This is a genomic window from Polaromonas sp. P1_F8 (assembly GCF_056405635.1).
The window spans coordinates 1,549,886-1,576,658 of record NZ_JBFUBS010000001.1 but is presented as its reverse complement, the minus strand read 5'-3'; the positions used below and the strand labels follow the sequence as shown (position 1 = coordinate 1,576,658).

Genomic DNA, 26,773 nt, shown 5'->3' with positions numbered 1-26,773 from the left:
CGGGTCTGCCGCACGGTGGTCTTGCCGGGTTGGTTTGGCATTACTTTGGCCTGCAGCCCTTTATGGCCGGGCGCAAGCAGCTACGTTATTGATAGCAATCCGTGGGGTAACAACCATCATGCTCGCCATGTCGATCACAAAGCGGTACTTCAGCTAATGGGCATCCGCATGGGTTGACGCATACCGCTCCAGCAGCGCATACAGCACCAGCCCGCCCGCCAGCGGCAACAGGTAGTAAAGCGCGCGGTAGGCCAACACCGCACCCATCAGCGCCCCCTGTCGCACGCTGCCCGACAGCAGCGCCAGGTAGACCGCCTCCAGCACACCCAGGCCGCCGGGGATCGGCATGATCACCCCCACGATGGATGCCGCCATCAGCACGCCCAGTACCGTGGTGTAGGGCACTTGCTGGCCCAGCAGCAAATACATGGCCGCGCCCATCAGTGCCCAGTTACTGGCTGAAATACCCAGCTGCACCAGGGCCAGCTGCGCAGAAGGCAGCTTCAGCCGCCGCCCGCGCACCCGCCACACGTGCCCGCGCGCCAACGCGCACGCCACCACGTAGCCCAGTGCAATTAGCACCATCACCACGCCCAGCAGGCGCAGCGCCGCGGCGCCAATGTGTGCCTGGCTGGGCGGCGCAATGGCGCCGGCGGCAAAGAGGCTGCCCGCCACCAGCCCATAGCCCAGCCAGTTGGTCGCAAGGCTCAAGCCCACGATCTGCGCAATGGTGGCTTCGTCCAGCCCGGCCCGCGCATACAGCCGCGCCCGCAGCGCCACCCCGCCGACCAGCGAGCCCAGGTTCAGGTTAAAGGCATAGCTGGTGACCGCAATGGCCCAGGTCTGTAGGCGCGGCAGCTTGTGGCGCGTGTGCTGCCGGCCTATCAGGTCAAAGCAGCCATACAGCGCATGGCTGGCCGTGGCCAGGCCCAGCACGGCAAGCAGCAAAAGAGGTGAGTAGCGCCGCAGCGTCTGCCAGGCGCCTTCCCAGTCCACCTTGTGGGCATGGGAAACCAGCAAACCCAGGACGACGATGCCCAGCGCAGGAAACACCCAGCGGCGGATGCGCGGCCACAGCGACGTTGCGGCTGCCGGGGACGTGCTGTCGGGAAGGTGAGCCGCAGTGCTGGGCATGATCAGTGCATTTTCAGCAAGGCGCAAAGCGAACTCCAGCGAGGCTGGCGCTGATTTTTGTAGGCGAAAACCGACGGCGGCCCACCACGCTGCAGCGCCGCCCCTTCAGCGCTCCAGCTCAAGTCCTGCGGGATACAGGCGGTTCCATGGCGTTGCCTTCTCAAACGCAAACGCTGCGCGCAATATCGTGGGCTCGGCGAAGGGCCGCCCGATCACTTGAATCGAAACCGGAAGTCCGCCGTCAGACAGCCCTGCCGGTATGGCCACCGAGCACAGATCCAGCAGGTTCACAAAGCGGCCGAACCTTGACAGCGGCGTGGCCAGTTCGTCGACCTCGCTGACGGGAATGGCGGTAATGGCGTTGGTCGGAAATACACAAACATCCACGCCGTCCATGGCGTCCAGCATCGCGGCTTTCGCAGACTCGCGGTCGCGCAGCAGGGTGATGTACTGGGCGGCCCCGATGTCCCGGCCCAGCATGATCCGCCGCTTGATGTTCGGGTCAAACTCCAGCTCATTGCGCTCGAAAAGCGTGCCGAGATTGGCATAGCCTTCGGCGCTCATCAGGCTGCCCGCAATGCGCATGGATTGCGCCAGGCTTTGCGGAAGCGGCTTGTCCACCAGGGTCATGCCAAGCCCGGTGAACACGGAAAGCGACCTGTCGTAAGCTTTCAGCACTTCCGGGTCCACGTCTTCGCGTTCAGCTTTTGGCAGGGTCCAGACCCGCATTCCCCTGACATCTTTTTTAATCTCTTTTGAAACCGAACGCGAGGGCGAAAAGCGGGATGCCGCGTCCTGCGGGTCAGGCCCCGCCAGCACGTCCAGCAGCGTCGCGCAATCCTTCACGGTCCGTGTGATGGGCCCCACTGTGTCATGCGTGGGGCACAGGTCAATCAGGCCGTAACGGCTGATCAGGCCATGCGTCGTTTTCAGCCCCACCAGCCCGCAGAGCCCGGCCGGAATGCGAACGGAGCCGCCGGTGTCCGTGCCCAGCGCTGCGCTGGCCATGCCCGCCGAAACCGCCACGGCCGAGCCGCTGCTGGAGCCGCCGGGCACACGGTGGGTTTCAAGGTCCCAGGGGTTCCAGGGTGTCCCCATGGAAGTATTGGTTCCCCAGCCGCCAAAGGCAAATTCCACCGTGTGTGTTTTCCCCAGCACGATGGCGCCGGCTGCCCTCAACCGGTCGACCACCGTCGCCGTGATGGTGGAGGTGCGCGGCGGAAGCGATCTGGAGCCCGCGGTGATGGCATGGCCTTTAATTTCAAAAAGGTCTTTGACGGCAATGGTCACACCATGCAGCGGGCCCACCGTGAAGCCGGCCTGCCTGAGCTTGTCCAGGCCGCGGGCGGCCTGCAAGGCTTCATCTGCATAGAGGTCTACATAGGCGTGCAGCTTGGTGTCAAAGGCGTCTATGCGCGAGAGCTGGTTTTCGACCAGCGTTTCGCTGGTGGTTTCTCCGCTGGCCAGAGCCTCGAGCGTCTGCTCCATGGAAGCGTAGGCAAGCGGGGTGTTGGAGATATGGGAGGTATGGGCGGTGTCGGTCATGCAGCACCCATGACCCGCCGGCCGCGCGAGAGGCGCATTTCCAGCGCCCGCGAAAGCATTGACAAGGGGAAAGCAATGGCAAAGTAGAAGGCGCCCACCAGCAGGAATATGTGCAGGGGCAGGAAGAACTCGCTGGACATGGCCCGCGCCGTCAGCATCAGCTCGTCCGTGGCGATCAATGCGCACAGCGAGCTGTCTTTTAACAGCGCCACATAGGTGTTCAGCAGCGGTGGCAGCATAACGCGCAGCGCCTGGGGAAACACCACATGCATAAACACCTGGTGCGGCGCCAGGCCGACGGCCAGGGCTGCTTCGCGCTGCCCGCGATGAATTGACTGCAGGCCTCCGCGCAAAATCTCGGCAACATACGCCGCGCCGTGCAGGCCCAGCCCGATCACCCCGGCCCAGAAGCCCGGCAGCGTAAGCCCGAGCGGCGGCAGCGCAAAGTAGAGTGCCAGCAGCAGCGCCAGCAAGGGCACGGTGCGCACAAACTGGATGAAGAAGTTCGCGGCAAAGCGCAGGGCTGGCCGACCGCTGCGGATCATGGCCGCCAGGGCCGCGCCCAAGAGAAGGGCCATCACAAAGCCCGCAGATGACAGCTTTGCCGTCACCTTGGCCGCCTCGGCAAGGCGGGGAGCCCACTCGGGCCAGTATTGCAGGAAGACTGCAAAAAAGCTGTTCATCGCTTGCTCTCCATGCGGCTTTCGGCCTTGGCAAATCCCCAGCTGACCGGCAGCACCATGGCCGCATACAACAGCATGGCGGCAAGATAGATCAGGGTGGTTTCAAAGGTAGAGGTCACCAGGTTCCTGGCAAAAAACATGATTTCCGGCGCGGCAATCGCAGAAGCGATGGACGTGTCTTTGAGCAGCTGGCTGGTGTAGTTGCCGAGGGATGGCCAGGTCACCCGCAGCATTTGTGGAAGAAGAATGTGAATCAGCGCCTGCCGCGGTGTCATACCGACGGAAAGGGCGGCCTCGCGCTGCCCGGCATGAAGGCACTTGAGCCCGGCGACAAATACATCGCACAACACCGCTGCGCCAACCAGCCCCAGGCCCAAAATCGCCGCCACCAGCGGCGAGAGCCGTATGCCCACAGCCGCCAGCCCGAAATAGATCACAAAGAGGTGTGCCAATGCCGGAACGTTGCGCATCCATTCGATGTAGGCGGCAATGGCCAGCTTCAGCAAACGAAAGCGCGCGAAAGTGACCGTCACCGCCAGCAGCATTCCGCCCGCCAGCGCAATGACGAAAGCACCCAGGGCCACCACCGCGGCGGTAACCGCGCCACCCATCAGCACGGCGAGGATGCCCCCGAAAATTCCAAGCTGTTCCATCACCTGGCCAGCCCCGGGTTGTCAGCCACCTGGCCGAGAAAGCTGCGTGTGCGTTCCAGCTGCGGGTTGTTGATGACATCGACAGCGGGGCCCTGCTCAACAATGTGGCCGCCGTCCATGAAGATCACGCGGTCGGCGACGTCCCTGGCAAAGCGGATTTCGTGTGTGACCAGAATCATCGAGCGGCCTTCTTCGGCCAGCTCACGAATCACCGTGAGCACCTCGCCGACCAGCTCCGGGTCAAGCGCAGAAGTCGGCTCGTCAAAAAGAATGAGCTTGGGCTGCTGGGCCAGGGCCCTGGCAATGGCCACGCGCTGCTGTTGCCCTCCGGACAAACGCTCCGGGTATTCATTCGCCTTGCTGGAAAGGTGAACCTTCTCCAGCATGGCGTCGGCAAGTTCATACGCTTCGGGTTTCGACATTCCGCCGGCCTTGATGGAGCCCAGGGCCACGTTGTCGCGAACGTTCAGGTGCGGCCACAAATAAAACAACTGGAACACCATGCCGATCTCGCGGCGCTGCGGTGCAAGTTCACGGTCATTCATGAAGCGGAACCCGCCATGCCGGGTTGGCACCTGGCCTATCCGTTCGCCGTCAAGCACGATGGCGCCTTCGCCCGGCTGTTCCAGAAAATTCAGGCAGCGCAGGCAGGTCGATTTTCCGGAGCCGCTGGGCCCGATCAGCGAAAGGGTTTCGCCTTTACGCAGGTCAAAGGAAATCCCCTTGAGCACTTCGAGCGGGCCGTAGCTTTTTTTCAGCCCGTCGACTTTTAACAGGGTGTTGTTCATTAGGTTCAGTTTTTTGACGCAGACGAACGCATGAGAAAAACACGCGTTCGCCTGTATCCATGCTTCGAAGGGCTTACTTGCAGGACGGCAGTTTCCAGTCGGCAGGGCGGTCTACGCCGGCGCGGAAGTTCTGGCCCACGGGCACATACCAGACGTCTTGCACCAAGCCGTATTTGCCGCCGATCTTTTTGAGCTCACAGCTCTGCCAGAGCTTGGTGATTTCCGCGTTCACGGCCTTGGCGAGTTCCGGGTTGTCCTTGTTCAGGCCAAACACCACCTGGCCCAGCCCAGTGAGCAGGGGGTAGTCCGGGTTGTTGTCAACGAAGGCGTTGAACTTGAGCTTCCATTGCGGGTTGCGCGAAATGGCGTACTGCATCACGGGCGGGTCGCCGATGACGGCGTCGATGCGGCCGGCCAGCAGGTCGCGCACTGCCGCGTCGGATGTGTCATACATCGTCAATTGCAGGCCGGTGATTTTGCGAAGCTCCGGAATGAACGAAAAACCGGTGATCGTCCCGACCTTCTTGCCTTCCAGGTCCTTCAGGTGCGACCAGTTGGTTTTGCTCGACTGGGTAATGCCGTTCTTGAAGTAATGAATCGGGTCGCTCAGGGTCATGATCTTCGAACGCTGCTCGGTCCAGCCCATGGTGCCGGCCATCACGTCGACGCGTTTGGCCTGCACCGAAGCAATGGTGCCCGACCATTCCATGAGGGCGGGCTTGACCTTGAGCTTCACGGCCTCGGCCACGCGCTGAAGGATCTCGCCGTCGTAGCCAATCATGGCGCCGTCCTGGTAGCCGGTGCCCGGCATGTCACCGGTGAAGGCGATCGTCAACGCGTCTTTTTCAACGGTTTGCAAGGCCTGGGCGTTGGCAGCCGGCAGTACCGCCCCCGCGGCGAGAAGCATGCACAAGAGGCGTGCGGCGAATGTTTTTTTCATGAAAACTCCTGATGGTGGTTTAACGAAACTCTCACTGACGGGGTGGATGGTATGAAGCGCCGTCAACTTGTCATAGGAAGCTTTGGCGTGTAAATTGAACGTATGCGACATTCAGGAAAATTACCGACAAAGGCCGCTTCTGCGCCCAAAGCTGCGGCGGCAAAGCGGGCAAAGCGTGCACCCGCGAAGGCCAACAAGGCGGCCGGCGCACAGGATGAGGGCAACCAGCTGGTGGACCGGCTTGACGCGGCCAAGGCCAAAACGCCTCCCAAAACCGGTGTGGAACTGCGGGTCGGTATTTTTCTGTGCCCGCGTTTTCCCCTGTTGTCGCTGGCGGGGCTGTGCGATGCGCTGCGCCACGCCGCAGACCTGGGCGACCAGAGCCGGCAGCTTCGCTGCACGTGGGCGGTGCTCAGCGCCGCCGGCGAGACCGTGGCCTCCAGCTGCGGCGTCGAAGTGGCCACGCTGCCCGCGGCTTCGTCAGACTGCAACTTTGATTACGTGGCGGTGATCGGGGGCTTGCTGCCCTTCATGAAAACGGCCGACCCTCGAGGTGTGAAGTTTCTGAACCACGCCGCAAAAGCCGGTGTGCCGTTGATCGGCATTTGCACCGGCAGCTTTGCGCTTGCGCGGCATGGGTTCATGCAAGGCCGCATGGCCTGTGTTCATCCCTTCCATGTCAATGACTGGAAGGAAGCCTTTCCCGATCTACCCTTCACCACCAACTGCGACTACATCTTTGATGGTGACCGGATCACCTGCGCGGGCGGTATCTCCATCATCGAGCTGGCCACAGAGCTGATTCGCCTGCATTGCGGGCCGGACCGCGCCGCCAAGGTTGTGCACCAGATGACGGTAACCCGCAAATCCGCCATCTCGCACGTCGCGCGCCGGCGCGCGCTGGGTTATGCCTGTGCCGACAACGACAAGCTCCGCCAGGCCATTGTGCTGATGGAAAAGAACATCACCACGCCGCTTGAAATTTCCGTCATCGCCAAAATTGTGGATTCCAGCAGCCGGCAACTTGAAAGGGTTTTTCTGGCAGAAACGGGCGCTTCCCCTTCAGGGTTTTACCGCAACTCCCGGCTCAAATACGGCCGGTGGCTGCTGACCTCAACCGATTCACCGGTGAGCACCATCGCCTACGAATGCGGCTTTGCCGATGCCTCGCACTTCATCCGGCACTTTCAACAGCTGTATGGTGTTTCGCCCGGGCGGCTGCGGAAGGCGTTGCCTGCGGTGGAGGTGTAGGCTCAATTACTGGCCCAGATAGAGGCCCAGGTAGAGGCCCGCGGGGAGCATTTCCGCTTTTCTCAACCTCTTCGTATCGGGGCAGCTCCACCCAGAAGACGCTGCCCCGCCCCCGGCGGTCCGTCATGCCCACGGGGTGCCCCAGCAGCTGGCTCAGGCGGTAGACGACCGCCAGCTCCAGCCCAAAGCCCTCGGCCATGCCCTGCTGCGGGATGCCTTCAGAGAAAGTCTGCTGGCGTTCACGCGCAACGCCCGTGCCTGTGTCCCACAGCTCTATGCGCCACTTGCCCCGGCGCTGCCGCGCGGCCAGCAACACACCGCCGCCATGCGTGTTGCGCAAGGCGTTCGACAGCAGGCAGCCCACCAGCCGCGTGAGCAGCACCGGGTCTGACACCGCCCGTCCCGCGGCGGTTCGGGTGCGCAGTCGCAGGCCTTTTTCGCGCGCCTGCGGCGTGTGCTCTTCGGCCAGCGTGTGGACCAGCGCGGCCAGGTCTACCGGCTGCAGGTGCACGCTCAGCGAAGCCGGTTCCAGCCCTGCCAGGCTGAACAGCGATTCAAACAACTCGTCAATCTTGCGTGTCGAATCGCCAATCTTGCGCGCAATCTGCGCCGCAAACTCCGGCTCCGCCGTCAACCAGTCGGCATACGGGCCCAGCGCATGCACGGGGTGGCGCAGCTCATGCGCGGCGCTGGCAATAAAGCTGCTCCGCACGGCTTCCGCCTCCGCCAGGGCCTGTTTGCGCTCCTCCAGGGCCTTGATCAGTTCCTGGCGGTCGAACTGCCGCTCCAGGCTGATGCGCTGGGCCCGGTACATGCGCCGGCCCGTCACATGGGCCACCCACAGGAAGACCAGCACCACCCCCATTTCGGCGCCGGTGTCGAGCACCGAAGGAACACCCCCCGTCAGGTCTACTCGCCAGGCCAGGGCCGCCAGCACCGAGGCACTCAAGCCGTTGCAGTACGCTGAGACGGTACGCAAGCTCGGCGGGCCCGAAGCCACCGCGACCACCGCGATGCCCCCCAGGATCATGATGCACACCAGCTGGTCTTCAATGGGGGCCTGGCGGTACACCACAAACATCAGCGAGCCCCAGACCACCGCGCTCAAGGGCCAGGCCCATCCAAGGAGCGACATGAACTCCCGCAGCGCCACCCCGTCGGCTTCTGCCAGGCGGTGGCGGTAAGCATGCAGGATGGCATAACGCAGCAGCGTCATGGAGCAGGTGGCCAGGGTCCATACCCACAAGTCCCATGGCGCCACACGCCCATGCAGCATTGCCACCACCACCAGAATGATCAGCACGGCCGCATGCAGCGTAGGCCGCGCATTTTGCATAAACGTGCGGGCCAGCTGCACGCTGATCCAGGTCTCGCGTGGGGTCATCGAACGGCGCCTTCAGGGGCTGCTGGCGTGGTGGGCGTCATTGAGAGCGGATTCTTCTGTGAGCGGGGCGGGGTGCGGGCAACAACAATATCAGTGATTTTCCCTTGGGTACCGGGTGGGAAGAAGAGGGCGGGATTGGGGGCTTCTACCTATTATTTGGCTTACGGAATCTGCCCCGCCTTTCGCTTGGGGGGTCTTCATGAAGACCTTCCTTGCGAGGTATCGGGGATTGCGGCGCGGCCGTTTGGCGGTGCGCCGTATTCCATTGGCTTCACGGCAGCCGGGGCGTGAAAGTTTGTTTTCTGTTGCCCCGCCAGCCTTGTGCTGATCTTGCCAGTGTTGGCGGCGTTGGGCGAGCCGTCTTTGGTTGTCTTTGTGCGGTGGTTACACAGGCGGAACGTGTACCTTTTTATTCATGGCTTGGGTGTGTGAGCCTAGCGCGGGACGGATGAAGTGATTGTCTCGGCGGCAGCATCATGCGGGTAAAGCCTTTTGCCAACGACCCACTGGACAGACGCACTCGATTTCAGCAACACCCATGCAGACGCCATCATTGCCCACGGCAAAGGCGGCTGGCCGCAGGTGGTTGAAGTGCTGCTGATGCGTGAGCGCCTGGTGCCCCTTTGCACGCCCCAGCTGGCCGCCGGCCTGCGCGAGCTGCGCGACCTCGCCGGCGTGACCCTGCTGCATGCCACAGCCAACCGGCATGAATGGCTGACGTGGCTGCGCGGCGTCGGCGTGCCGGACTTGCAGGGCGCGCGCGAGCAGCTGTTTGACATGGTGGACATGTGTGTACAAAGCGCAGAGCGCGGCCTGGGCGTTGCCATCGCCGACGCCGCATTGTTCACGGACCTGATCGCCTCGCAGAAGGTGGTGATGCCTTTCGACATCGAGGTCGACAGCGGGAATGGTTACTTCCTCACCTACCCGCCTGAGCGGCGTGAGCAGGGGAATATTCGGCTGTTTGAGGAATGGGTGCTGGCCGCGCTGCGGGAGTAAGGGGTGGGCACCTTAGGCTGTTCATTGTTGGTTGGTCCAAGGATCGTTCATGAATCCGCATCGACATTGCAGATCGACAGGACAAACTCTGTGCGTCAAGCAAGGGCTAAGCATCCCCCAGTTGTACTAAGTGCAAACCCTTGGTGAGAAGCCTTACATTGAATCGAATGAGTTGGCTTAATCCGTGTGAACATGGGTGGTGCTCAAGGGTGGTGCGGACGAACCGACTCGACGACTCTTAAGGTGTCTGTAGGTTTGAATAGTCTCTACAACCGTAAATCCACAACACGCAAACAATAGCCTATACGCGATTCCCTAGAGACACTTATGATGCCTTCTCTAAGGGAGCTAAAACCTCTTATTTCTAACAACACTTGAGGGAGTGTCTTTTGGGGATTGTTCGGTTCGTTAGAAACCTGTTTGGTCCCGTTAGCGCGGCAAAAGAGGAGCCGCTACCGAGAAGCACTGGTCGTCAGCGGTTCAAAACCAAACATGACGTCGACATCCTCCAATCAGCGTCACGTCCTGTTGAAGTGGACTCGCGCAGGGGTACGACCTATCGCACTCCAGCCGATGTGAAAGAAGAATTTCGCGGCCACCCTCGACGTGCACTCATTGTCACAACGGTCGTCCACGAGAGCCGTTCCGTGAAAGCCTACCTCTCTGACTCCGAGGTACTAGTGGGTGAGAAAGGCGCATTTTACGAGTACGGCCGTTTTTCGGATCCTGCGGGAGATTGGCTCGTCGTTCACGCCATCACGTCTCAGGGAAACTCCGACGCAGGTCTCGTTATCAGTAAAGCACATCAGGAATTTGGAAGCTTCAATGCGCAGATGTTCGTCGGTGTCGCCGGGTCGTTGAAGGCAGATATTCCGATCGGCAGCGTCGTGATTGGCGACTATGTTCATAACGGCCACTCAGGGAAGGTTGAGGACACGGAGACTCTCGGCAGACCCCACTCTTTGGTCCCCGCTCGAGAGCTCCTGACTGCCTCGCAAGGCCTCATCTATTCGAATGAGTGGATAGACCTAATTCGTGCACCGACAGGCATGGAGTTACCAAAAAGGGTGGACTATCCCTGTGACTTTCCGCCTTTGGCTGTCATTAAGGGCATCGTTTCCGGGGAAGAGGTTGTGGCAGGGGGGAAGTCAGCCCGCTTTGCTTGGCTTCGTTCTCACTTTAACGAAAGTGGGGCTGTTGAAATGGAGGGGTGGGGCGCCATGAACGCCGCGCATTACGAGAACACGCCGGCCATCGTTGTGCGTGGTATCTCCGATATGTGTGCCGGAAAAGATCACGAGAAGGATAAATTGCATCAACCGATTGCGGCAGCCCACGCTGCGGCCTTTGCGTTCAGCATCCTTTCGTTCCGTAGCAAGGTTCCGACGACGGAAAAGCCTTTGATTGGTGGTGAAGCCAAGAAGCCGATGACCGTACAAACGTTCGATGCCCCTTCCACCGAAGAGCGCCGGGTAGAGTTTGTTTTCAACTTCGAAGGCTCGAAGGACGAATGGTCGAAGGAAAAAATCGATGCCGTCGTCGAAAGGCTAAAGCATTCGATGGGCGACGAGAAGTTGAAATTGGTTCGCGTTGACGTTGGGTCCGTTCGGCTCGTGCTGAGTGTTCGGGAGAGTGATCTCGCGGCCATAGACCTAGCGAAGCTTAGGGAGGTCGCGTCCGACGGCGGCGTTACTCTTCTTGGTGCGACGCCTTTGGCATTGATCGGCGAAGCGGAAGAGGCCAAAACGGCTTTGGCTGCAGCATCTGTTGATCTCCTCTCCTGGCAAAAAACACTTCCGAATGGTCGCTGGATGGAGCGGCCGGAACGGGAAGGGATTGAGGCCCGCTTTCAGCTCAATACTAGCGCGACGGTGCTGCTTGGTGAGCCCGGCTCAGGCAAGTCAGCGCTTCTTTCGAGGATTGCAGCCGACCTATTGGAACGCGGTGCTCCGGTATTCGCTCTGAAAGCGGATTTCCTTTCGACAGAAATACGAACCGAAATGGACCTACAGCGCGAACTGCAGTTACCGGCGCTGCCAAGTGATCTTATCTTCCGCTTATCGGCACTGGAGCCGGTATACGTTCTCGTTGATCAACTAGACGCGCTTGCAAGCCAACTTGACCTTCAAACGGGACGATTGAATGTCCTCCTCAATCTAGTTCGTCGGATTGCCGGGATGCCCAATGTTCACGTTCTGCTGTCTGCGCGTACGTTCGAATTCAACCACGATGTTCGACTGCGGACGATCGAAGCTGAAGCGGTGACGCTTGCGCTTCCACCTTGGCATGAAGTGAAAGAGCGACTTTCTGAGGTCGGCATTGATCCCGATGCTTGGCCCGAAAAAGCACGAGATGTGGTGCGTATTCCGCAGGCATTGAAGACGTTCATCGCTCTTGTGAGTTCAGGTCGAACTGAACCCTTCAGCACGTATCAAGCAATGCTCGAGCAGTTTTGGAATGATCGTGTTGCCTCAGCCGATGACAGCATGGGTCTTATCGCGCTTGCATCTAACCTAGCTGGAAAAATGGCGGAGGAAGAGGCCCTTTGGCTTGCGGCTTCGCGCTTCGATGATCGCTTGAGCTATCTCAAGCGGCTGGAGGCGTTGGGATTCATTGTTCGGTCAGAGAACAATCTTAGCGTCGCTTTTAGTCATCAGACGCTCTTCGACTACGTCCTCGCCAGGACATTCGTTAGAAACGCAGGATTGCTCTCGACATATGTCCTAGAGCGTCAAGACTCGTTATTCGTACGTGCAAAAGTCTGGTCAGCATTAAATTACCTGCGAGAAGCCGAGGTCAGCTCCTACGAGCGCGAATTCATCGGAATTTGGAAGACTAAAAACCTCCGACGCCATCTTCGACTACTTTTGATCGAGTTTCTTGGTCAAGTCATTCAGCCGTTGGAATTCGAGAGAACCTGCATGGCAGAAGTGCTTAATTTGCCCGGGCTCCGAATGTTTGGCCTCAAGGCGATTGGAGGAAATTCAGGTTGGTTTCCTCACTTCGCCTCGACCGCCATTCGAGACGCAATGTTGGGCTCTGACCCCGAAGCTGGCCAAGCGGCTCGAATCCTTGGACTAGCTTGGAAAACAGATGAAGATCGGGTGATCCGACTCATCAGGGAGTGCTGGCTACCTTATCTCGAGAAAGACACCTACGCGTGGACCGTCATAAACGAATGTCCCTTTTGGACTGACGAGATTGAAGAATTAGCGAAAACTATCCTCGGACGCAGCCCAATCGCTGCATGGCATGTAAGCCACGTCGCAATGACACTGGCTGTAGCGCAGCCAGAAGTAGCTCTACGATTGGTTCGAGCGAAGCTCGACTTCCTTCTAGTCGAGGCGAAGGGTATGCCAAAGCCACCACAGTTTCCGATAGATGGGGCAGAGGACGAGAAGGCAGTTTGGCACATTCGCCATGACGAAGCAAAGCCATTTAAGAATCTCCTCGACTCAGGGGAGTGGGACGATATCCCGTCTTTAGCAGAAGCTGCACCGCTGGCGTTCCTGCAAACTTGTTGGTCGTGGTACGTCTCGGTATTCTCGGAAATTCTTGCCGCTAGAGATAGCGAAGAAGTCTCGCATATGTATCCTGGTCTGTACGTTCTCGAAGTTGAATTTGAATCTTCAGAGGCTCAAGCAACGTCGCGCGAAAAGGCAGTGATGAGTGCTGTTCAGATTGCGGTCGAGGAACTTGCAAAGAAGTCACCCCACCAATTCTTGGACTGGGCGAATTCGAATTCCGATCTGGAAATTTTGGCCGTGCAACAGTTGATATCGCATGGATATGAAATAGCGGCAGATCAATTGGCATCCAAAGCTCTTGAATGGCTACTCCTCGATCAGCGACGATTCCAACTCGGCACTGCATATGGCTACAGACGCACGACCATAGACCTTTTGCGCGCCTTGGCTCCGCATTGGACGAAAGAGGAGATTGGTCGATTTGAGAACGCGGTACTAAGTTATCGGCCCGACGTTCCGGTTCACATCAAGGAGCCGGAGCAGCGAAAAATGTTCGCAGACTTAGTTCGAGCAACTAAAAAAGATCTTCTCCGAGCACTAGGCGTAGAGCGGCTAACTAACGAAAACCGCGAGCTGGTGGAAGCTGAACAGCGCGCGCTGGGCGACCGTTTCGATTGGGCGATAAACGCGGGTGAGGGTGGTTTCATTGGTTCGCCTATGGAAGCTAGTGCGATGACCAAGGCAAAAGATCGCGACGTCCTCAAAATTTTCAACGAGATCCCCGACAATGCAAATTGGGATCATCCAACACATTGGATGCGAGGCGGCAATATTCAACTGTCCCGCGCTTTCGCCGAGTTTTCACGGGCCAATCCTGAAAGAGCGATCCGTCTGATCGAACAGTTTGAACCTCTCCGTCAAGAGCGGGCCGCCGGTTATGCGCTTGAGTCGATGGCTGACGATGCGTCGAATGACAGCCGTATAGTTGAAGCCCTTCTTGATTTGCGCGCGCGCGGATTTCGAGCAAGGGAGTTCACGAGCTCCGCAGCACGGGCCATTGAAAAAATTGCGACTAGAAGAACTGATATAGGTGATGATGTCGTCGACATATTGGTTGAATGGTTGAAATCTGCTCCTGTCCCGGAGGGCGACGAAGATGAAGAAAAAAGCAGCGCACCTACTTTGAGTTCGGAAGATGGAAGCGTTCGGGATGAGAGTTTGCTATGGGGGCACGGAGCTGCGTCGATTCTTCCGGGCGGCAACTTCAACGTACTCTCAGCGCTAGCTTCGATTCTCTTGGGCAGGAAAGAGGTCGGTCGGGATAAATATTTCGCTATTCTCGACGATCACCTTCGACGTGAGTGCGATCCGAATATTTGGAAAGCCCTTCTCCATAGGCTGGGAAATTCAGGTGGATCAACGCCACAAGTGGTGTCGACCTTCCTTCGCAAGTTGTTTTCTCGTTTCCCTGAAATCCTCGCGACTCGGGAGGCCGTTATCTTTCTTGCGCACGCTCAGCGGTGGGACGACCACCTAGTGTTCGAACTCATTGCCGATTGGCGCAAATCGGATCGTCTTTTCTTTCAGCGAGCATATGGTGAACTTGTGGGGCTAGTCTCTACAGTCAATGCTAAGGGCGACTGGATAAGAGCGCGAAATGAACTTACCGCATCTGGCACTGTCGAAATGAAGATTGGGTTGGCGTATGCTGCGGTCAATATGAGGAGCGACCCGAAGTTCGGGCAGATTGCTGGGGAGACCTTGGTGGCCCTGTTGAAAGGTGCGAGTAAGGACTTGGTCGCTGTTGTGATGGATGTCTTCAGGGTGAGCGACGAACTTACACCCGATGCCTCAACGATTCAATTGCTACGTGCATTGGCCGACCCCGCCACTGACATGTCTGCTGCGCCCTCTCACTTTGTTGTGGAGCGTCTACAAGCACTACTCCCACACGAGGCGGAGCTTGTTGCGACTATCGCTAAGAAGCTTGTGGCGGCTTGGCGTGGCGAGCTAGGAGATGTGCGGACTGGAACAGCAATCGCTGCACCGCAAATAACGGACCTGGCCCTCACGCTTCACAGACTTGGCGGAACGTCACGTCAGTCTGGCGTCGATCTGTTCGAGGCGATGATTGAACTCGATGCCTATGGTGCCCGAGATACTTTGATCGAAATCGACGGCCGGTTCGGACCTAACCAGGGCGCCGCACGGCTACGCCTTGCAAGACGACGTAGACCTCGCCGTGAGCGGCGCGTATCAACATAGGCTCTTTAGGTAAATGTCGCCACCCCGTACAGGAGCTATTAGGGTACAAATCACTAGCTATCGATAAGTACATATTTCGCATAGCTAACAACAGGTTGTGCGACTCCAAAGAGAGTTGCGGCGAGCGCAAATTGCTGCCAACTCCGCTCGAGCCGCATCCCCTCCGCATACGCCACCCGGCGTATTCCCCAGTCCCGTTCCGGTCTTCAGATTGGTTTATCTCTGTTTAGAAGTCTTGGTATCCCCAAGTTTAGATGCAGCGAAACGCGATTCTCTTCCCTACCGAGCCGTAAACCCAACCGGCAGCAACGGCGGCCCCATCCGATACATATCCACGTAAATCGTGATGGTCTTGCCGCCTCCGTCAACCTGAATGTCATAGACATCCAGCAGCCCGCCACCTGAGGGGAGCCCGCTACCCGTCGGGATCGATTTGTCCTCGTATTCGCAGCAGGCGCCTCGGCGTTCATAGGTCACGGGTTCGCCTTTTGGTCCGCGCAGTGAGTTGAGGTACAGATGGTGAAAGCTCTTGTCTCTCGGTCCTGTCTTGATGGGTTTGGCGGCAGAGTAGCCGTAGCCCGGGTCGGTGGCGATGGGCAACTTGAGTGTCCGAAAGTAGGGCGCTGTTGAATCTGTGCGGCCGTTGGGGATGCCTTTTCCTCCTACGCGGGTGACGGAAAGAATCTTGGGCTCGGGGTTGCTTGCGCTTGGGCCGGGCTTGGTGGTCTGGCACCCTGCGAGGATTGTGGCGGTCAAGGCAAGGATGACCAGGTGTGAAGAGCGGGAAACCAGCGCGTTCATAGAAGAGAGTCCTCTTTTTTTAGTTTGATATTGGAGAGAGGTCGGTGGATGCAGTGGCCTCCCTGTAATGCCGGCCCTCACCGGCACCCCACAGCATACCGGCCACCCCGCATACGCCACCCGGCGTATTCCCCAATCCCCCTCCGGTCCCCAGAATCGGTTCATCGCTGTGTAAAAGCCTTGGTTTCCCCTGGTTTTGACGCAGCGAAACGCGATTCACACACCTATCTACCGGAGCGAGGATTCACATGCAACAACGTCGATTTACCCTCAAGGCGATGACCGCCGCAGTCGCACTGGCAGGCCTTGGCGCCATGCCTGCCGCTTTTGCCCAAGCGGGCGGCACCATCAAGGTTGGCATCTTGCACAGCCTGTCGGGCACCATGGCAATTTCTGAAACGACCCTGAAAGACACCGTGCTGATGGCGATCGAAGAGATCAATGCCAAGGGCGGCGTGATGGGCAAGAAGCTCGAGCCCGTGGTGGTTGACCCGGCTTCCAACTGGCCCCTGTTTGCTGAAAAAACCAAGCAGTTGCTCGGTCAGGACAAAGTCTCCGTCATCTTCGGTTGCTGGACGTCTGTGTCCCGCAAGTCGGTGCTGCCGGTGGTCGAAGAAATGAACGGCCTGCTGTTCTACCCCGTGCAGTACGAAGGCGAAGAGCTCTCCAAGAACGTGTTCTACACGGGTGCAGCGCCTAACCAGCAGGCTATTCCTGCGGTCGACTATTTGATGAGCAAGGCCGGCGGCGGCGCCAAGCGTTGGGTTCTGCTGGGCACTGACTATGTGTACCCACGCACCACCAACAAGATTCTGCGCGCCTACCTCAAGAGCAAGGGTGTCAAAGACACCGACATCGACGAGAAATACACCCCCTTCGGCCACAGCGATTACCAAACCATCGTGGCTGACGTGAAGAAATTCTCGCAAGGCGGCAAGACGGCTGTGGTGTCCACCATCAACGGTGACTCCAACGTGCCTTTCTACAAAGAGCTGGGCAATGCCGGCCTGAAGGCCAAAGACGTGCCAGTGGTTGCGTTCAGCGTGGGTGAAGAAGAACTGCGCGGCGTGGACACGAAGCCCCTGGTCGGCCACCTGGCTGCCTGGAACTACTTCCAGTCGATCAAGAGCCCGGCCAACACCGAGTTCATCAAGAAGTGGTCTGCCTATGCCAAAGCCAAGAAGCTCCCTGGCTCTGACAAGCCTTTGACGAATGACCCGATGGAAGCCACCTACATCGGTATCAACATGTGGAAGCAGGCTGTTGAAAAAGCCAAGTCCACCGACACCGACAAGGTCATCGCCGCCATGGCCGGCCAGACCTTCAACGCGCCTTCCGGCATCGTGAGCAAGATGGATGAGAAGAACCATCACCTGCACAAGTCGGTCTTCATCGGCGAAATCAAGGCCGACGGCCAGTTCAATGTAGTGTGGAAGACGCCTGGCCCTGTGAAGGCCAAGCCATGGAGCCCATACATTGAAGGGAACGACAAAAAGCCAGACGAACCCGTCAAGAAGTAAGCCATAGAGCTACTGCGCAACCCGATCTGGGCCTTGCAGTGCTCGCCGTACCTCTGTACGGCTCCGCGCTGCAAAACCCACCTCGGGCTGCTCGCTACGCTCTCTGGACCACTTCTTCAATGGAGTGGTTCTGGTTCTTCCAGTCTTGACGCCGTTTTGGTGTCTACGGCCTGGTTCTTGCTCTTAGGAGCGGGGCCGGTGCCCCTCAGGAAGTTGCAGTCTGGGCGCAACACGGTTGCGTGCTGTGCCCAACCTACAGGTTCTTTCCCCTATGCTCCGTTACTCACTTCTCCGCTTACTCCTTCTTGCTACGCTTTTGATAGCTGCTCGCGCCCATGCCTTAAGCCCTGAGGAGGTAAAAGGCATGTCAATTGGCGAAACGGAGGCACGTGTGGAGGCCTTGGGCAAGGCCGCTGCCAAGGCTGACGAGAAGACGGCCGCATTCATACAGGCGCTGTCTGACGATGCGGTGAAAACCAAGGGCGACAAGGTTTTTGTTGTGAAAGACGACAAAGCCTTTGACCCGATCACCGGCGCCGAGGTGCCGCTGCCGGCTGATGCTGAAGACGTGATCAACCCCAACCTGATGCGCAGCGAGATCGACAACGCGCTGGCCGCGTTGAAGCTGTTTTCCAAAGACGAGAAGCAGCGGCGCGATGCGATCAAGACGCTGGGCGGTGACAACGACGAAGCGCGGCTTCCGTTGATTGAAAAAGCCTACGCGGCTGAAACCGTGCCCGAGCTGAAGAACCAGCTTGAGCTGATGCGCGCCGCCATCATGCTGGGCAGCACCGACAAGGCCAAGCGCCTGGAAGCCGCCGCGCAGCTGGCCGGCAGCAAGAACCCCAATACCAAAACGGTGCTGATAGAACGCCTAGGCACCGAGGCCGATGCCGACGTGAAGGTGGCCCTTCAAGCCGCGCTGGCCAAGGTTGAGGCCTCACTGGAGTGGGGCAACAAGCTGGGCGCGATTTTCAGCGGCATCAGCCTGGGCAGCATCTTGCTGCTGGTGGCGCTGGGGTTGGCCATCACTTACGGGTTGATGGGCGTCATCAATATGGCGCACGGCGAGCTGATGATGATTGGCGCCTATGCCACCTACGTGGTGCAGGGCGTGTTCCAGAAATACTTTCCCGGCGCGTTTGACTGGTATTTGCTGGCCGCGGTGCCGGTGGCCTTTATGGCTTCGGCGCTGATGGGCGCGGCGCTGGAGCGCAGCGTGATCCGCTTCCTCTATGGCCGGCCGCTGGAGACACTGCTGGCCACCTGGGGTATCAGCCTGATGCTGCAGCAACTGGTGCGCTCGATTTTTGGCGCGCAAAACGTGGGTGTTGAAAACCCGGTGTGGATGAGCGGTGGCGTGCAGGTGCTGGGCAATCTTTCGCTGCCTTACAACCGGCTGGTCATCATTGTGTTTGCCGTGGCGGTGCTGCTGGGCGTGGCTTGGCTGATCAGCCGCACACGGCTGGGCCTGTTTGTGCGCGGCGTCACGCAGAACCGGCCGATTGCCTCTTGCATGGGTGTGAACACGGCCCGCGTTGATACTTACGCCTTCGCGCTGGGCTCGGGCATTGCCGGCCTGGCGGGCTGCGCGCTGAGCCAGGTGGGCAACGTGGGGCCTGACCTGGGCCAGGGCTACATCGTGGATTCGTTCATGGTGGTGGTGCTGGGCGGCGTGGGCCAGCTGGCGGGCACGGTGTATGCCGCGATGGGCCTGGGCATCCTCAATAAATTCCTGGAAGGCTGGACGGGCGCCGTGCTGGCCAAGATTGCCGTGCTGGTGTTCATCATCATCTTCATCCAGAAGCGGCCGCAGGGCATCTTCGCGATGAAGGGCCGCAGTGCGGAGGCCTGAGATGACGACCACCATGACCCCGATGCCAACTATCGTGCACCTTCCGGCCAAGGGCCCACTGCTTACGCGCGGCGGCTGGAGCGCCTTCATGATGGCACTGATCGCCGTCTGCGCCATTGCGCCCATCCTCAACCTGTGGGTGCCCGAGGGCAGCGTGTTCCACATGAGCACCTACGCCGTGGCGCTGCTCGGCAAGATCATGTGCTACGCCATCTGCGCGTTGGCCATGGACTTGATCTGGGGCTACACCGGCATCCTCTCGCTGGGGCATGGCGTGTTCTTTGCACTGGGCGGCTACGCCATGGGCATGTACCTCATGCGCCAGATTGGCCGCGACGGCAATTACAAAAGCGACCTGCCCGACTTCATGGTGTTCCTTGACTGGAAGACCTTGCCCTGGCACTGGACTTTCAGCGACAGCTTTGCCGCCACCCTGTTTTTGATTGTGGCGGTGCCGGGCCTCATTGCCTTTGTGTTTGGCTTCTTCGCGTTCCGCTCGCGCATCAAGGGCGTTTACTTTTCCATCATCACCCAGGCCATGACGTTTGCGGCCATGCTGCTGTTCTTTCGCAATGAAACCGGTTTTGGCGGCAACAACGGCTTTACCGACTTCAAGCGTATTCTCAACATCCCGATTGCCACGCCGTCGATGCGCATGACGCTGTTCATCATGACGGGCCTCACGCTGCTGGGCTTCTTTTTGTTTGCCAAATGGCTGGTGGGCAGCAAGTTTGGCCGCGTGCTGCAGGCTATTCGCGATGCTGAAACGCGTGTGATGTTCTCGGGCTACAGCCCGCTGGGCTACAAGCTCACCATCTGGGTGATTTCGGCCATCATGTGCGGTGTGGCCGGTGCGCTGTATGTGCCGCAGGTCGGCATCATCAACCCGAGCGAGATGAGCCCGGCCAATTCGATTGAAATTGCCATCTGGGCCGCAGTGGGAGGACGCGCCAGCCTGATCGGGCCGATTGTGGGCGCCTTCATCGTCAATGGCGCCAAGAGCTGGCTGACGGTGGCGTATCCCGAATTCTGGCTGTACTTTCTGGGGGCACTTTTCATCAGCGTCACGCTGTTCCTGCCCGATGGGGTGGTGGGCCTGGTCAAGAAGCTTCGTAAAGGGGGTGGCAAATGACCCCCGACCTTCTTGAGCAGGGCGCACGCCGCATTGAAGAGCGCCTGGCCGCGCTGGAAGCCGGCAAGGCCAATACGGCATCGGGTGGCCGTAGCGCCAGTGGCCGCCGTATTGCTCATGCCACCGGCGAGGTAGACGTTACCCACGGCCGTATCCTGTACCTGGAAGATGTGAGCGTCAGCTTCGACGGCTTCAAGGCCATCAACAAGCTGAGCCTGGACATTGCGCCCGGAGAGCTGCGCTGCATCATCGGCCCCAATGGAGCCGGCAAGACGACCATGATGGACATCATCACCGGCAAGACCCGGCCCGATGAAGGCACGGTGTTTTTCGGCAGCACGATTGACCTGCTGCGCCACAAGGAAGCCGAAATCGCCCAGCTGGGGATAGGCCGCAAGTTCCAGAAGCCCACAGTGTTTGAGCAGCTCACCGTGTTTGAAAACCTGGAGCTCGCGCTCAAGACCAACAAGGGCGTGAAGCATTCGATGTTCTTCAAGCTCGATTCAACACAAAGCGACAGGCTGGCCGAGATCCTGGTGACGATTCACCTGGCAGACAGTGTGGGCCGTATGGCCGGCAACCTGAGCCATGGGCAAAAGCAGTGGCTGGAGATCGGCATGCTGTTGATGCAGGACCCGAAGCTGCTGCTGCTCGACGAGCCGGTGGCTGGCATGACCGATGAAGAAACGGCACGCACGGCAGAGCTGTTCTTGACACTCAAGGGCAAGCATTCGCTGATGGTGGTGGAGCACGACATGAGTTTCATCAAGACGATTTCGGAGATCGTTACCGTGCTGTGTGATGGGTCTGTGTTGGCGCAGGGGACGCTGGACCAGGTTCAGGCGGATGAGCGGGTTATTGAGGTGTATCTTGGCCGTTGAGGTTTTATCTTCGCCTGTTCTTGCTCCGGCGGTGTGCTCTTTGCTGTGGGCGGCTGGCCGGGGGTTGCCCGGCGGCAACTCACTTTTCTTTTGCGTCGCCAAAAGAAAAGTAAGCAAAAGAAAAGGCGACCCTGCTGTCTGCGTCCCTGCGCTTCGCTACGGGCAACCTGCGGTGCTCGGTCCAGGCGGGGTCTCGCTCGAACTCGCTTCGCTCAGACAATCGCGATCCCTGATCCGCCTGAACCTGCGCTCCTCGGCGCAGACAGAAGGGGGTGGGGAGAGGAATACCAAAACCGAATACCCAAACTGCCAAAGACAGAACCCCGAAGACCGCAAGAAACAAGGACTCGCCGTGGCGAGTCCTTGTTGGTATTTGTCTTTTGTTTTCGGCCTTCAGTCCCCGCTCCCGATTGGCCCTTGTGGATGCGCCGAGGAGCGCAGGGCCAGACGGATCAGGGCAAAAACTTGTTTGAGCCGCAGGCGAGTTGTTTTTGACCCCGGCTGGACCGAGCACCGCAGGTTGCCCGTAGCGAAGCGCAGGGACGCAGGAACCAGGGTCGCCTTTTCTTTGGTGACTTTCTTTTGGCGAAGCAAAAGAAAGTTACTTGCATGCCGGGCAACCCCCGGCCAGCTACCCTCAGCAGGACGCGCTCATTCGACAAAACCCAGCCCTCGGCGGAGTGAGGAAGCCATATGCTCCAAGTAAAAAACATCAACCAATACTACGGCGGCTCCCACATCCTGCGGGACGTGAGCCTGGACGCTCACCTGGGCAAGGTTACGGTGCTGCTGGGCCGCAACGGTGTGGGCAAGACCACGCTGCTCAAATCACTGATGGGCCTGATCCCCATCAAGACCGGCACGATTGAATTCGACGGCAAACCCATCCAGGGCAACACGCCGTATGAGCGCGCCCGCGCAGGCATCGGCTTTGTGCCGCAAGGCCGTGAAATCTTCGCGCGCCTGACGGTGGAAGAAAACCTGCGCATGGGCCTGGCCTACAAAAGCGCCAGCACGCCGATTCCTGCCGAGCTGTATGAGCTGTTTCCGGTGCTCAAGCAAATGCTGAACCGGCGCGGTGGTGACTTGTCGGGTGGGCAGCAGCAACAGCTGGCCATTGCGCGTGCACTGGCGGCCAAGCCCAAGCTGTTGATTCTTGACGAGCCCACTGAAGGTATTCAACCCAGCATCATCAAGGACATCGGCCGCGTGATCCGCATGCTGGCCGATCGCGGTGACATGGCCATCTTGCTGGTGGAGCAGTACTACGACTTCGCGCAGGAGCTGGCCGACGACTACCTGGTGATGGAGCGCGGCGAATTCATTGCGCGCGGCCAGGGCAAGGACATGGAAACCAACGGCGTGCGGCAGCTGGTGGCGATTTAAGCAGGGTGCCTGTCGTCGCCTTGCGTCAAAGCCCGGTTTGTCCGGGCTTTTTTGTGCCTGCAGGCATGCCGATATTCGTATCAGTTCCGCGAACGTAGAATCGCAGCGGTCGCCGAAACAAACCGGCTAAAAACAATCAAAAAAAGGTAGATGCCGATGGCGTTGCTTGCGTTGGACAACTGGCTGATCCAGACGAAATCTCATGCGGGCCTGTCGGGCTTTCGCCGCTTTTTGGTGGAGTTTGGCTGCTTCGGCCTCAAGGAAGCCAGGGCCTGCCTCTTTGCCGGGCTGTTCTTTGCAGCGGTGTTCCTTGTGCCGCGGGCAGGCGTGGCCGGTGTTCCGCGCTACGACCTGCTGCTTTTGATAGCGCTGCTGATTCAAGGCTGGATGGTGCTGGCCAAGCTGGAAACCCTGGATGAGCTGAAGGCCATCTGCCTCTTTCACGTGGTGGGGTTTGCGCTGGAGGTCTTCAAGACTTCCGGGTCCATCCAGTCCTGGAGCTACCCGGACTTTGCCTATACCAAGGTGTTTGGCGTGCCGCTGTTTTCCGGCTTCATGTATGCGGCGGTGGGCAGCTACATCATCCAGGCGTGGCGATTGTTTGACCTGCGCATCCGGCATCACCCGCCTTACTGGATGGGCGTGGTGATTGCATTGCTGATCTATGGCAACTTTTTCGCGCACCACTTTTGGGGCGACTACCGCTGGTACATCGCCGCCTGCCTGGCCGGCTTGTACGCCAGGTCCACGGTGATCTTCCGGCCCTATGACCGGGACCGGAGTATGCCCTTGCTGCTGGCTTTTTTGCTGATCGGCTTCTTTATCTGGGTGGCTGAAAACATCAGCACGTTCTTCAGCCTGTGGCACTACCCCAACCAGCTGGGCGCCTGGTCCCTTGTTCATGTGGGCAAATGGAGTTCCTGGTCACTGCTGGTGGTCATGACCTTCACCATCGTGGCCAACCTGAAGCATGTGAAGGCGCGCATCCATGTCCCCGACTGAGACAGGCGCTTCCCGCGTGAAGCTGCGCTTTGACCGCGAGGCTGCACTCTGGGCGGTCTTCATCTTCATCATTGAAGTGCTGATCGCGACTGTGTGGTCACACCACCGCTGGCTGCGGGGTTTTGTCGGCGACGTGCTGGCTGTGGTGTGGGTGTACCTTTTGCTCAAGACCGTGATCAAGGCCAACACCCGCGGCCTGGCGCTGGTGGCGTTTGCGGTGGGTTGCCTCGTGGAGCTGGCCCAGTACGTGGCCAGCGTCAATGGCTGGCACGTGCAGAACCGGGTGCTGAAGATTCTGCTGGGTTCGGTGGCTGACTGGATGGACGTGCTGGCCTATGCCTGCGGATTCCTGCTGGTTTTGGCGCTGGAGTTTCTGCTGGCCCGCTGGAAGGCTGCCAGAAGGCCAATTACTCCGATTGCGCCTGTTACTTCGAGCGAAAGATGATCTCCTTCATGCGCTGAAGCCGGGGTGCCGTCATCGGCACCGTCAGCATGGTGCTGGCAATGGCCATCAGCAGCAGGGCGGTGAAGGTCTCATTGGAGATGATTTTCTTGCTCAGCAGGATGTTGACAAAGATGATCATGATCAGGCCCTTGGTCTGCAGCAGCCAGCCGATGATGGAGCCTTCACCGGGCGCCCATTTCAGCACTTTGCCTGCGATGTAAGTGCCCATCAACTTGCCGCCAACTGAAGCCACCAGCAGCACCGCCGCGGCGATAAAAACGGCTTCTCCGCCGACGGACCAGTTGGTGCGCAGCCCCGCACTGAGGAAAAACACCGGCATCATCACCAGCAGCACGTGATGGCGCAGCAGGTCCATGTGTTCCTGGTCGAACCACTCACCGTCGATGACGGCGCCGGCCAGGAAAGCCCCGATCATGTAGTCCAGCCCGGCCCATTCCGCGCCGAAGGCGCAGACGATCAACCAGATCAAGCCGACGTACCAGCGGTCACGCTCGGGCAGCCACACCATGAGCTTGCGGAAGGCGTAGCTCACGACGCCGAACGCCACGAGGAAACCGACCTGGGTGCCCACGCGTTTCCAGTCCATCAGGATGAGCGCCAGCACGCCCCAGATCGCGATGTCGTCGAGGCTGGCGTAACGTATCAGGCGCTGGCCAACCGGCTGGCGCAGGATGGCGAGCTTGTCCATCAGCAGGATCAGCACGGGAAGCGCCGTCACGGCGCAGGCCATGCCGACACCCACCACAAACTGCCAGGGCATGCCTTGCGTGCCCAGCCACCCTGGGTACATCAGCATGCCTGCGGCCACGACGCAGCCCAACACCAGCGGTGTGCTTAGCGCCAGGCCGGCGGTGATGCCGCTTTCGCGCCGGTGTTCCCAGGTCTTTTTGAGGTCCAGCTCGATGCCGGCGATCCAGACAAACACCATGACGGCCCACCAGGCAATGCCGTTGAGCGACTGCACCACCGGCGCGCTGAAGACAAAGGCGTAGTAGTCGGGGTAGACCTTGCCCAGGATGCCCGGGCCCAGCAAAATGCCGGCGATCATCTGCACCACCACCAGTGGCGCGTAGTAGTCGGTTCCGAGAACCCGCCAGATCAGGTAGGGCACCGCGAAGATGAGCGCCATGGCGATCAAATAGGTTTCGGTGGTGGTCATTGCGGAGTCCATGGTTCCCTTTGTTTTTATGCCTTCCGGCTCCGTGCCGGCGGCCAAGCCCCGCATGGTAGACCATGGCGGTGGCGCCGGTTGTAAGCCGCCTGCCTGTCGGTTACCATGGCGTCGGCTGGCCCCATTGCCAGCCACGTCGCTCGGACGGTTCCGGGCGCTTACGTGAAAGTTTCTTATGTCCGCCTCTTCTTCAGGCAAGCGCCGCTTTGCGCGCATTGACCGGCTTCCCCCCTACGTTTTTAACATCACGGCCGAGCTGAGAATCGCGGCGCGCCGGCGTGGCGAGGACATCATCGACATGAGCATGGGCAACCCCGATGGCGCCACGCCCGCGCACATCGTGGCCAAGCTCACAGAGGTCGCGCAGCGGCCCGACACGCACGGCTATTCGGCCAGCAAGGGCATTCCGCGGCTGCGGCGCGCCATTGCGCACTGGTACCAGAGCCGTTACCAGGTGGCGATTGACCCTGACACCGAGGCCATCGTCACCATCGGTTCCAAAGAGGGTTTGGCCCACCTGATGCTGGCCACGCTGGACCGCGGCGACACCGTGCTGGTCCCGGACCCGAGCTATCCCATCCACATTTACGGCGCGGTGATCGCGGGGGCCGACATTCGCTCGGTGCCGCTGACACCCGACACGGATTTTTTTGCCGAGCTGGAAAAAGCCATTCGCGGCAGCTACCCCAAGCCCAAGATGATGGTGCTGGGGTTTCCGTCCAACCCCACCGCGCAATGCGTGGAGCTGGAGTTTTTCGAGAAGGTGATTGCACTGGCGCGCAAGCACGACATTTTTGTGGTGCACGACCTGGCCTATGCCGACATCGTGTTCGACGGCTGGAAGGCGCCGTCCATCATGCAGGTGCCGGGCGCCAAGGACATCGCGGTGGAGTTTTTTACACTCTCCAAAAGCTACAACATGGCGGGCTGGCGCGTCGGCTTCATGGTGGGCAACCCCGACCTGGTGGCGGCGCTGGCGCGCATCAAGAGTTACCACGACTACGGCACCTTCACGCCGCTGCAGGTGGCAGCGATTGCCGCGCTGGAAGGCGACCAGCAATGCGTGAAGGACATTACCGCGCAATACCAGGCGCGGCGCGACGTGCTCTACAGGGGCCTGACCGAAGCGGGCTGGCCGGTGGACTGCCCCAAGGCGTCGATGTATATCTGGGCGCGCATTCCCGAGGCTTACCGCAAGCTGGGCTCGCTGGAGTTTGCCAAGCAGCTGCTGGAAAAAGCCAAGGTGTGCGTGTCACCGGGAATCGGCTTTGGCGACCACGGTGACGACCATGTGCGCTTTGCCTTGATCGAAAACGAGGCCCGCATCCGGCAGGCGGTGCGCGGCATCAAGGCCATGTTCAAGGCGGATGGGGTGCTGAAATCCGCACAAACCGATAAGCAGGAAGGCTAAAAAAAAGTAGGCCGCAAGCGGTCCACTTTGACATGACTC

The 26,773-nt window shown here is 59.5% G+C and carries 20 protein-coding genes; 11 read left to right on the top strand and 9 right to left on the bottom strand.

What is annotated here, in order from left to right:
* Positions 1 to 153 precede the first annotated feature (153 nt).
* The 6 genes from AC1D1J_RS07425 to AC1D1J_RS07400 form a co-directional block, all read right to left on the bottom strand.
* The gene (locus tag AC1D1J_RS07425) at positions 154 to 1,134 is read right to left on the bottom strand and encodes a lysylphosphatidylglycerol synthase domain-containing protein (RefSeq protein ID WP_477694299.1); all 981 of its coding nucleotides are present in this window, start codon (positions 1,132 to 1,134) and stop codon (positions 154 to 156) included.
* A gap of 105 nt (positions 1,135 to 1,239) precedes the next feature.
* A complete protein-coding gene (locus AC1D1J_RS07420) occupies positions 1,240 to 2,679 on the bottom strand; it encodes an amidase (RefSeq protein ID WP_477694298.1) in 1,440 nt (479 codons plus the stop codon).
* Positions 2,676 to 3,362, bottom strand: coding sequence for an amino acid ABC transporter permease (locus tag AC1D1J_RS07415; protein ID WP_477694297.1), 687 nt, complete (start codon positions 3,360 to 3,362; stop codon positions 2,676 to 2,678). Before AC1D1J_RS07415 ends, AC1D1J_RS07420 begins: the two co-directional genes overlap by 4 nt.
* Positions 3,359 to 4,015, bottom strand: coding sequence for an amino acid ABC transporter permease (locus AC1D1J_RS07410; RefSeq protein ID WP_477694296.1), 657 nt, complete (start codon positions 4,013 to 4,015; stop codon positions 3,359 to 3,361). Before AC1D1J_RS07410 ends, AC1D1J_RS07415 begins: the two co-directional genes overlap by 4 nt.
* Positions 4,015 to 4,803 carry an amino acid ABC transporter ATP-binding protein gene (locus AC1D1J_RS07405; protein ID WP_477694295.1) on the bottom strand — a complete coding sequence of 263 codons (789 nt, stop codon included), beginning with the start codon at positions 4,801 to 4,803 and terminating at the stop codon, positions 4,015 to 4,017. The genes AC1D1J_RS07410 and AC1D1J_RS07405 overlap by 1 nt, the downstream gene beginning before the upstream one ends.
* 73 nt (positions 4,804 to 4,876) lie before the next feature.
* On the bottom strand, positions 4,877 to 5,743 hold the full coding sequence (locus AC1D1J_RS07400) for a substrate-binding periplasmic protein (RefSeq protein ID WP_477694294.1): 867 nt from the start codon (positions 5,741 to 5,743) through the stop codon (positions 4,877 to 4,879).
* Positions 5,744 to 5,845: 102 nt separating this feature from the next.
* On the opposite strand from AC1D1J_RS07400, the gene AC1D1J_RS07395 reads away from it, so the two are divergent.
* On the top strand, positions 5,846 to 6,994 hold the full coding sequence (locus tag AC1D1J_RS07395) for a GlxA family transcriptional regulator (RefSeq protein ID WP_477694293.1): 1,149 nt from the start codon (positions 5,846 to 5,848) through the stop codon (positions 6,992 to 6,994).
* Here AC1D1J_RS07395 and AC1D1J_RS07390 read toward each other — a convergent pair.
* Complete coding sequence (locus AC1D1J_RS07390; protein WP_477694292.1) at positions 6,918 to 8,378, bottom strand: sensor histidine kinase; 1,461 nt, start codon at positions 8,376 to 8,378, stop codon at positions 6,918 to 6,920. The two genes, AC1D1J_RS07395 and AC1D1J_RS07390, sit on opposite strands and share 77 nt — an antisense overlap.
* Before the next feature lie 492 nt (positions 8,379 to 8,870).
* Here AC1D1J_RS07390 and AC1D1J_RS07385 point away from each other — a divergent pair, with 492 nt between their 5' ends.
* Both AC1D1J_RS07385 and AC1D1J_RS07380 read left to right on the top strand, forming a co-directional pair.
* Complete coding sequence (locus AC1D1J_RS07385; RefSeq protein ID WP_477694291.1) at positions 8,871 to 9,377, top strand: LysR substrate-binding domain-containing protein; 507 nt, start codon at positions 8,871 to 8,873, stop codon at positions 9,375 to 9,377.
* 647 nt (positions 9,378 to 10,024) lie between these two features.
* Positions 10,025 to 15,109, top strand: a complete 5,085-nt coding sequence (locus AC1D1J_RS07380; RefSeq protein ID WP_477694290.1) for a phosphorylase family protein — start codon at positions 10,025 to 10,027, stop codon at positions 15,107 to 15,109.
* Positions 15,110 to 15,388: 279 nt separating this feature from the next.
* On the opposite strand, the gene AC1D1J_RS07375 is transcribed toward AC1D1J_RS07380, so the two are convergent.
* Complete coding sequence (locus AC1D1J_RS07375) at positions 15,389 to 15,910, bottom strand: hypothetical protein (RefSeq protein ID WP_477694289.1); 522 nt, start codon at positions 15,908 to 15,910, stop codon at positions 15,389 to 15,391.
* Between the two features lie 248 nt (positions 15,911 to 16,158).
* Between AC1D1J_RS07375 and urtA the strand changes: the two genes are divergently transcribed.
* The 7 genes from urtA (at position 16,159) to AC1D1J_RS07340 (ending at position 24,131) form a co-directional block, all read left to right on the top strand.
* On the top strand, positions 16,159 to 17,430 hold the full coding sequence (gene urtA / locus AC1D1J_RS07370; protein WP_457282107.1) for an urea ABC transporter substrate-binding protein: 1,272 nt from the start codon (positions 16,159 to 16,161) through the stop codon (positions 17,428 to 17,430).
* A 271-nt stretch (positions 17,431 to 17,701) separates the two neighbouring features.
* Positions 17,702 to 19,285, top strand: a complete 1,584-nt coding sequence (urtB, locus tag AC1D1J_RS07365) for an urea ABC transporter permease subunit UrtB (protein WP_477694288.1) — start codon at positions 17,702 to 17,704, stop codon at positions 19,283 to 19,285.
* A 13-nt stretch (positions 19,286 to 19,298) separates the two neighbouring features.
* The gene (gene urtC, locus AC1D1J_RS07360; protein ID WP_477694287.1) at positions 19,299 to 20,417 is read left to right on the top strand and encodes an urea ABC transporter permease subunit UrtC; all 1,119 of its coding nucleotides are present in this window, start codon (positions 19,299 to 19,301) and stop codon (positions 20,415 to 20,417) included.
* Complete coding sequence (gene urtD / locus AC1D1J_RS07355; protein ID WP_477688406.1) at positions 20,414 to 21,298, top strand: urea ABC transporter ATP-binding protein UrtD; 885 nt, start codon at positions 20,414 to 20,416, stop codon at positions 21,296 to 21,298. Before urtC ends, urtD begins: the two co-directional genes overlap by 4 nt.
* Positions 21,299 to 21,991: 693 nt before the next feature.
* The gene (gene urtE / locus AC1D1J_RS07350; RefSeq protein ID WP_477694286.1) at positions 21,992 to 22,684 is read left to right on the top strand and encodes an urea ABC transporter ATP-binding subunit UrtE; all 693 of its coding nucleotides are present in this window, start codon (positions 21,992 to 21,994) and stop codon (positions 22,682 to 22,684) included.
* A gap of 156 nt (positions 22,685 to 22,840) precedes the next feature.
* Positions 22,841 to 23,686: a DUF817 domain-containing protein gene (locus tag AC1D1J_RS07345; protein WP_477694485.1), complete on the top strand. Its 846-nt coding sequence runs from the start codon at positions 22,841 to 22,843 to the stop codon at positions 23,684 to 23,686.
* Positions 23,673 to 24,131 carry a ribosomal maturation YjgA family protein gene (locus tag AC1D1J_RS07340; protein WP_477694285.1) on the top strand — a complete coding sequence of 153 codons (459 nt, stop codon included), beginning with the start codon at positions 23,673 to 23,675 and terminating at the stop codon, positions 24,129 to 24,131. The genes AC1D1J_RS07345 and AC1D1J_RS07340 overlap by 14 nt, the downstream gene beginning before the upstream one ends.
* Here AC1D1J_RS07340 and AC1D1J_RS07335 read toward each other — a convergent pair.
* Positions 24,112 to 25,311 carry a cation:proton antiporter gene (locus AC1D1J_RS07335; protein ID WP_477694284.1) on the bottom strand — a complete coding sequence of 400 codons (1,200 nt, stop codon included), beginning with the start codon at positions 25,309 to 25,311 and terminating at the stop codon, positions 24,112 to 24,114. The two genes, AC1D1J_RS07340 and AC1D1J_RS07335, sit on opposite strands and share 20 nt — an antisense overlap.
* Before the next feature lie 187 nt (positions 25,312 to 25,498).
* Between AC1D1J_RS07335 and alaC the strand changes: the two genes are divergently transcribed.
* A complete protein-coding gene (gene alaC / locus AC1D1J_RS07330; RefSeq protein WP_477694283.1) occupies positions 25,499 to 26,734 on the top strand; it encodes an alanine transaminase in 1,236 nt (411 codons plus the stop codon).
* Positions 26,735 to 26,773 lie beyond the last annotated feature (39 nt).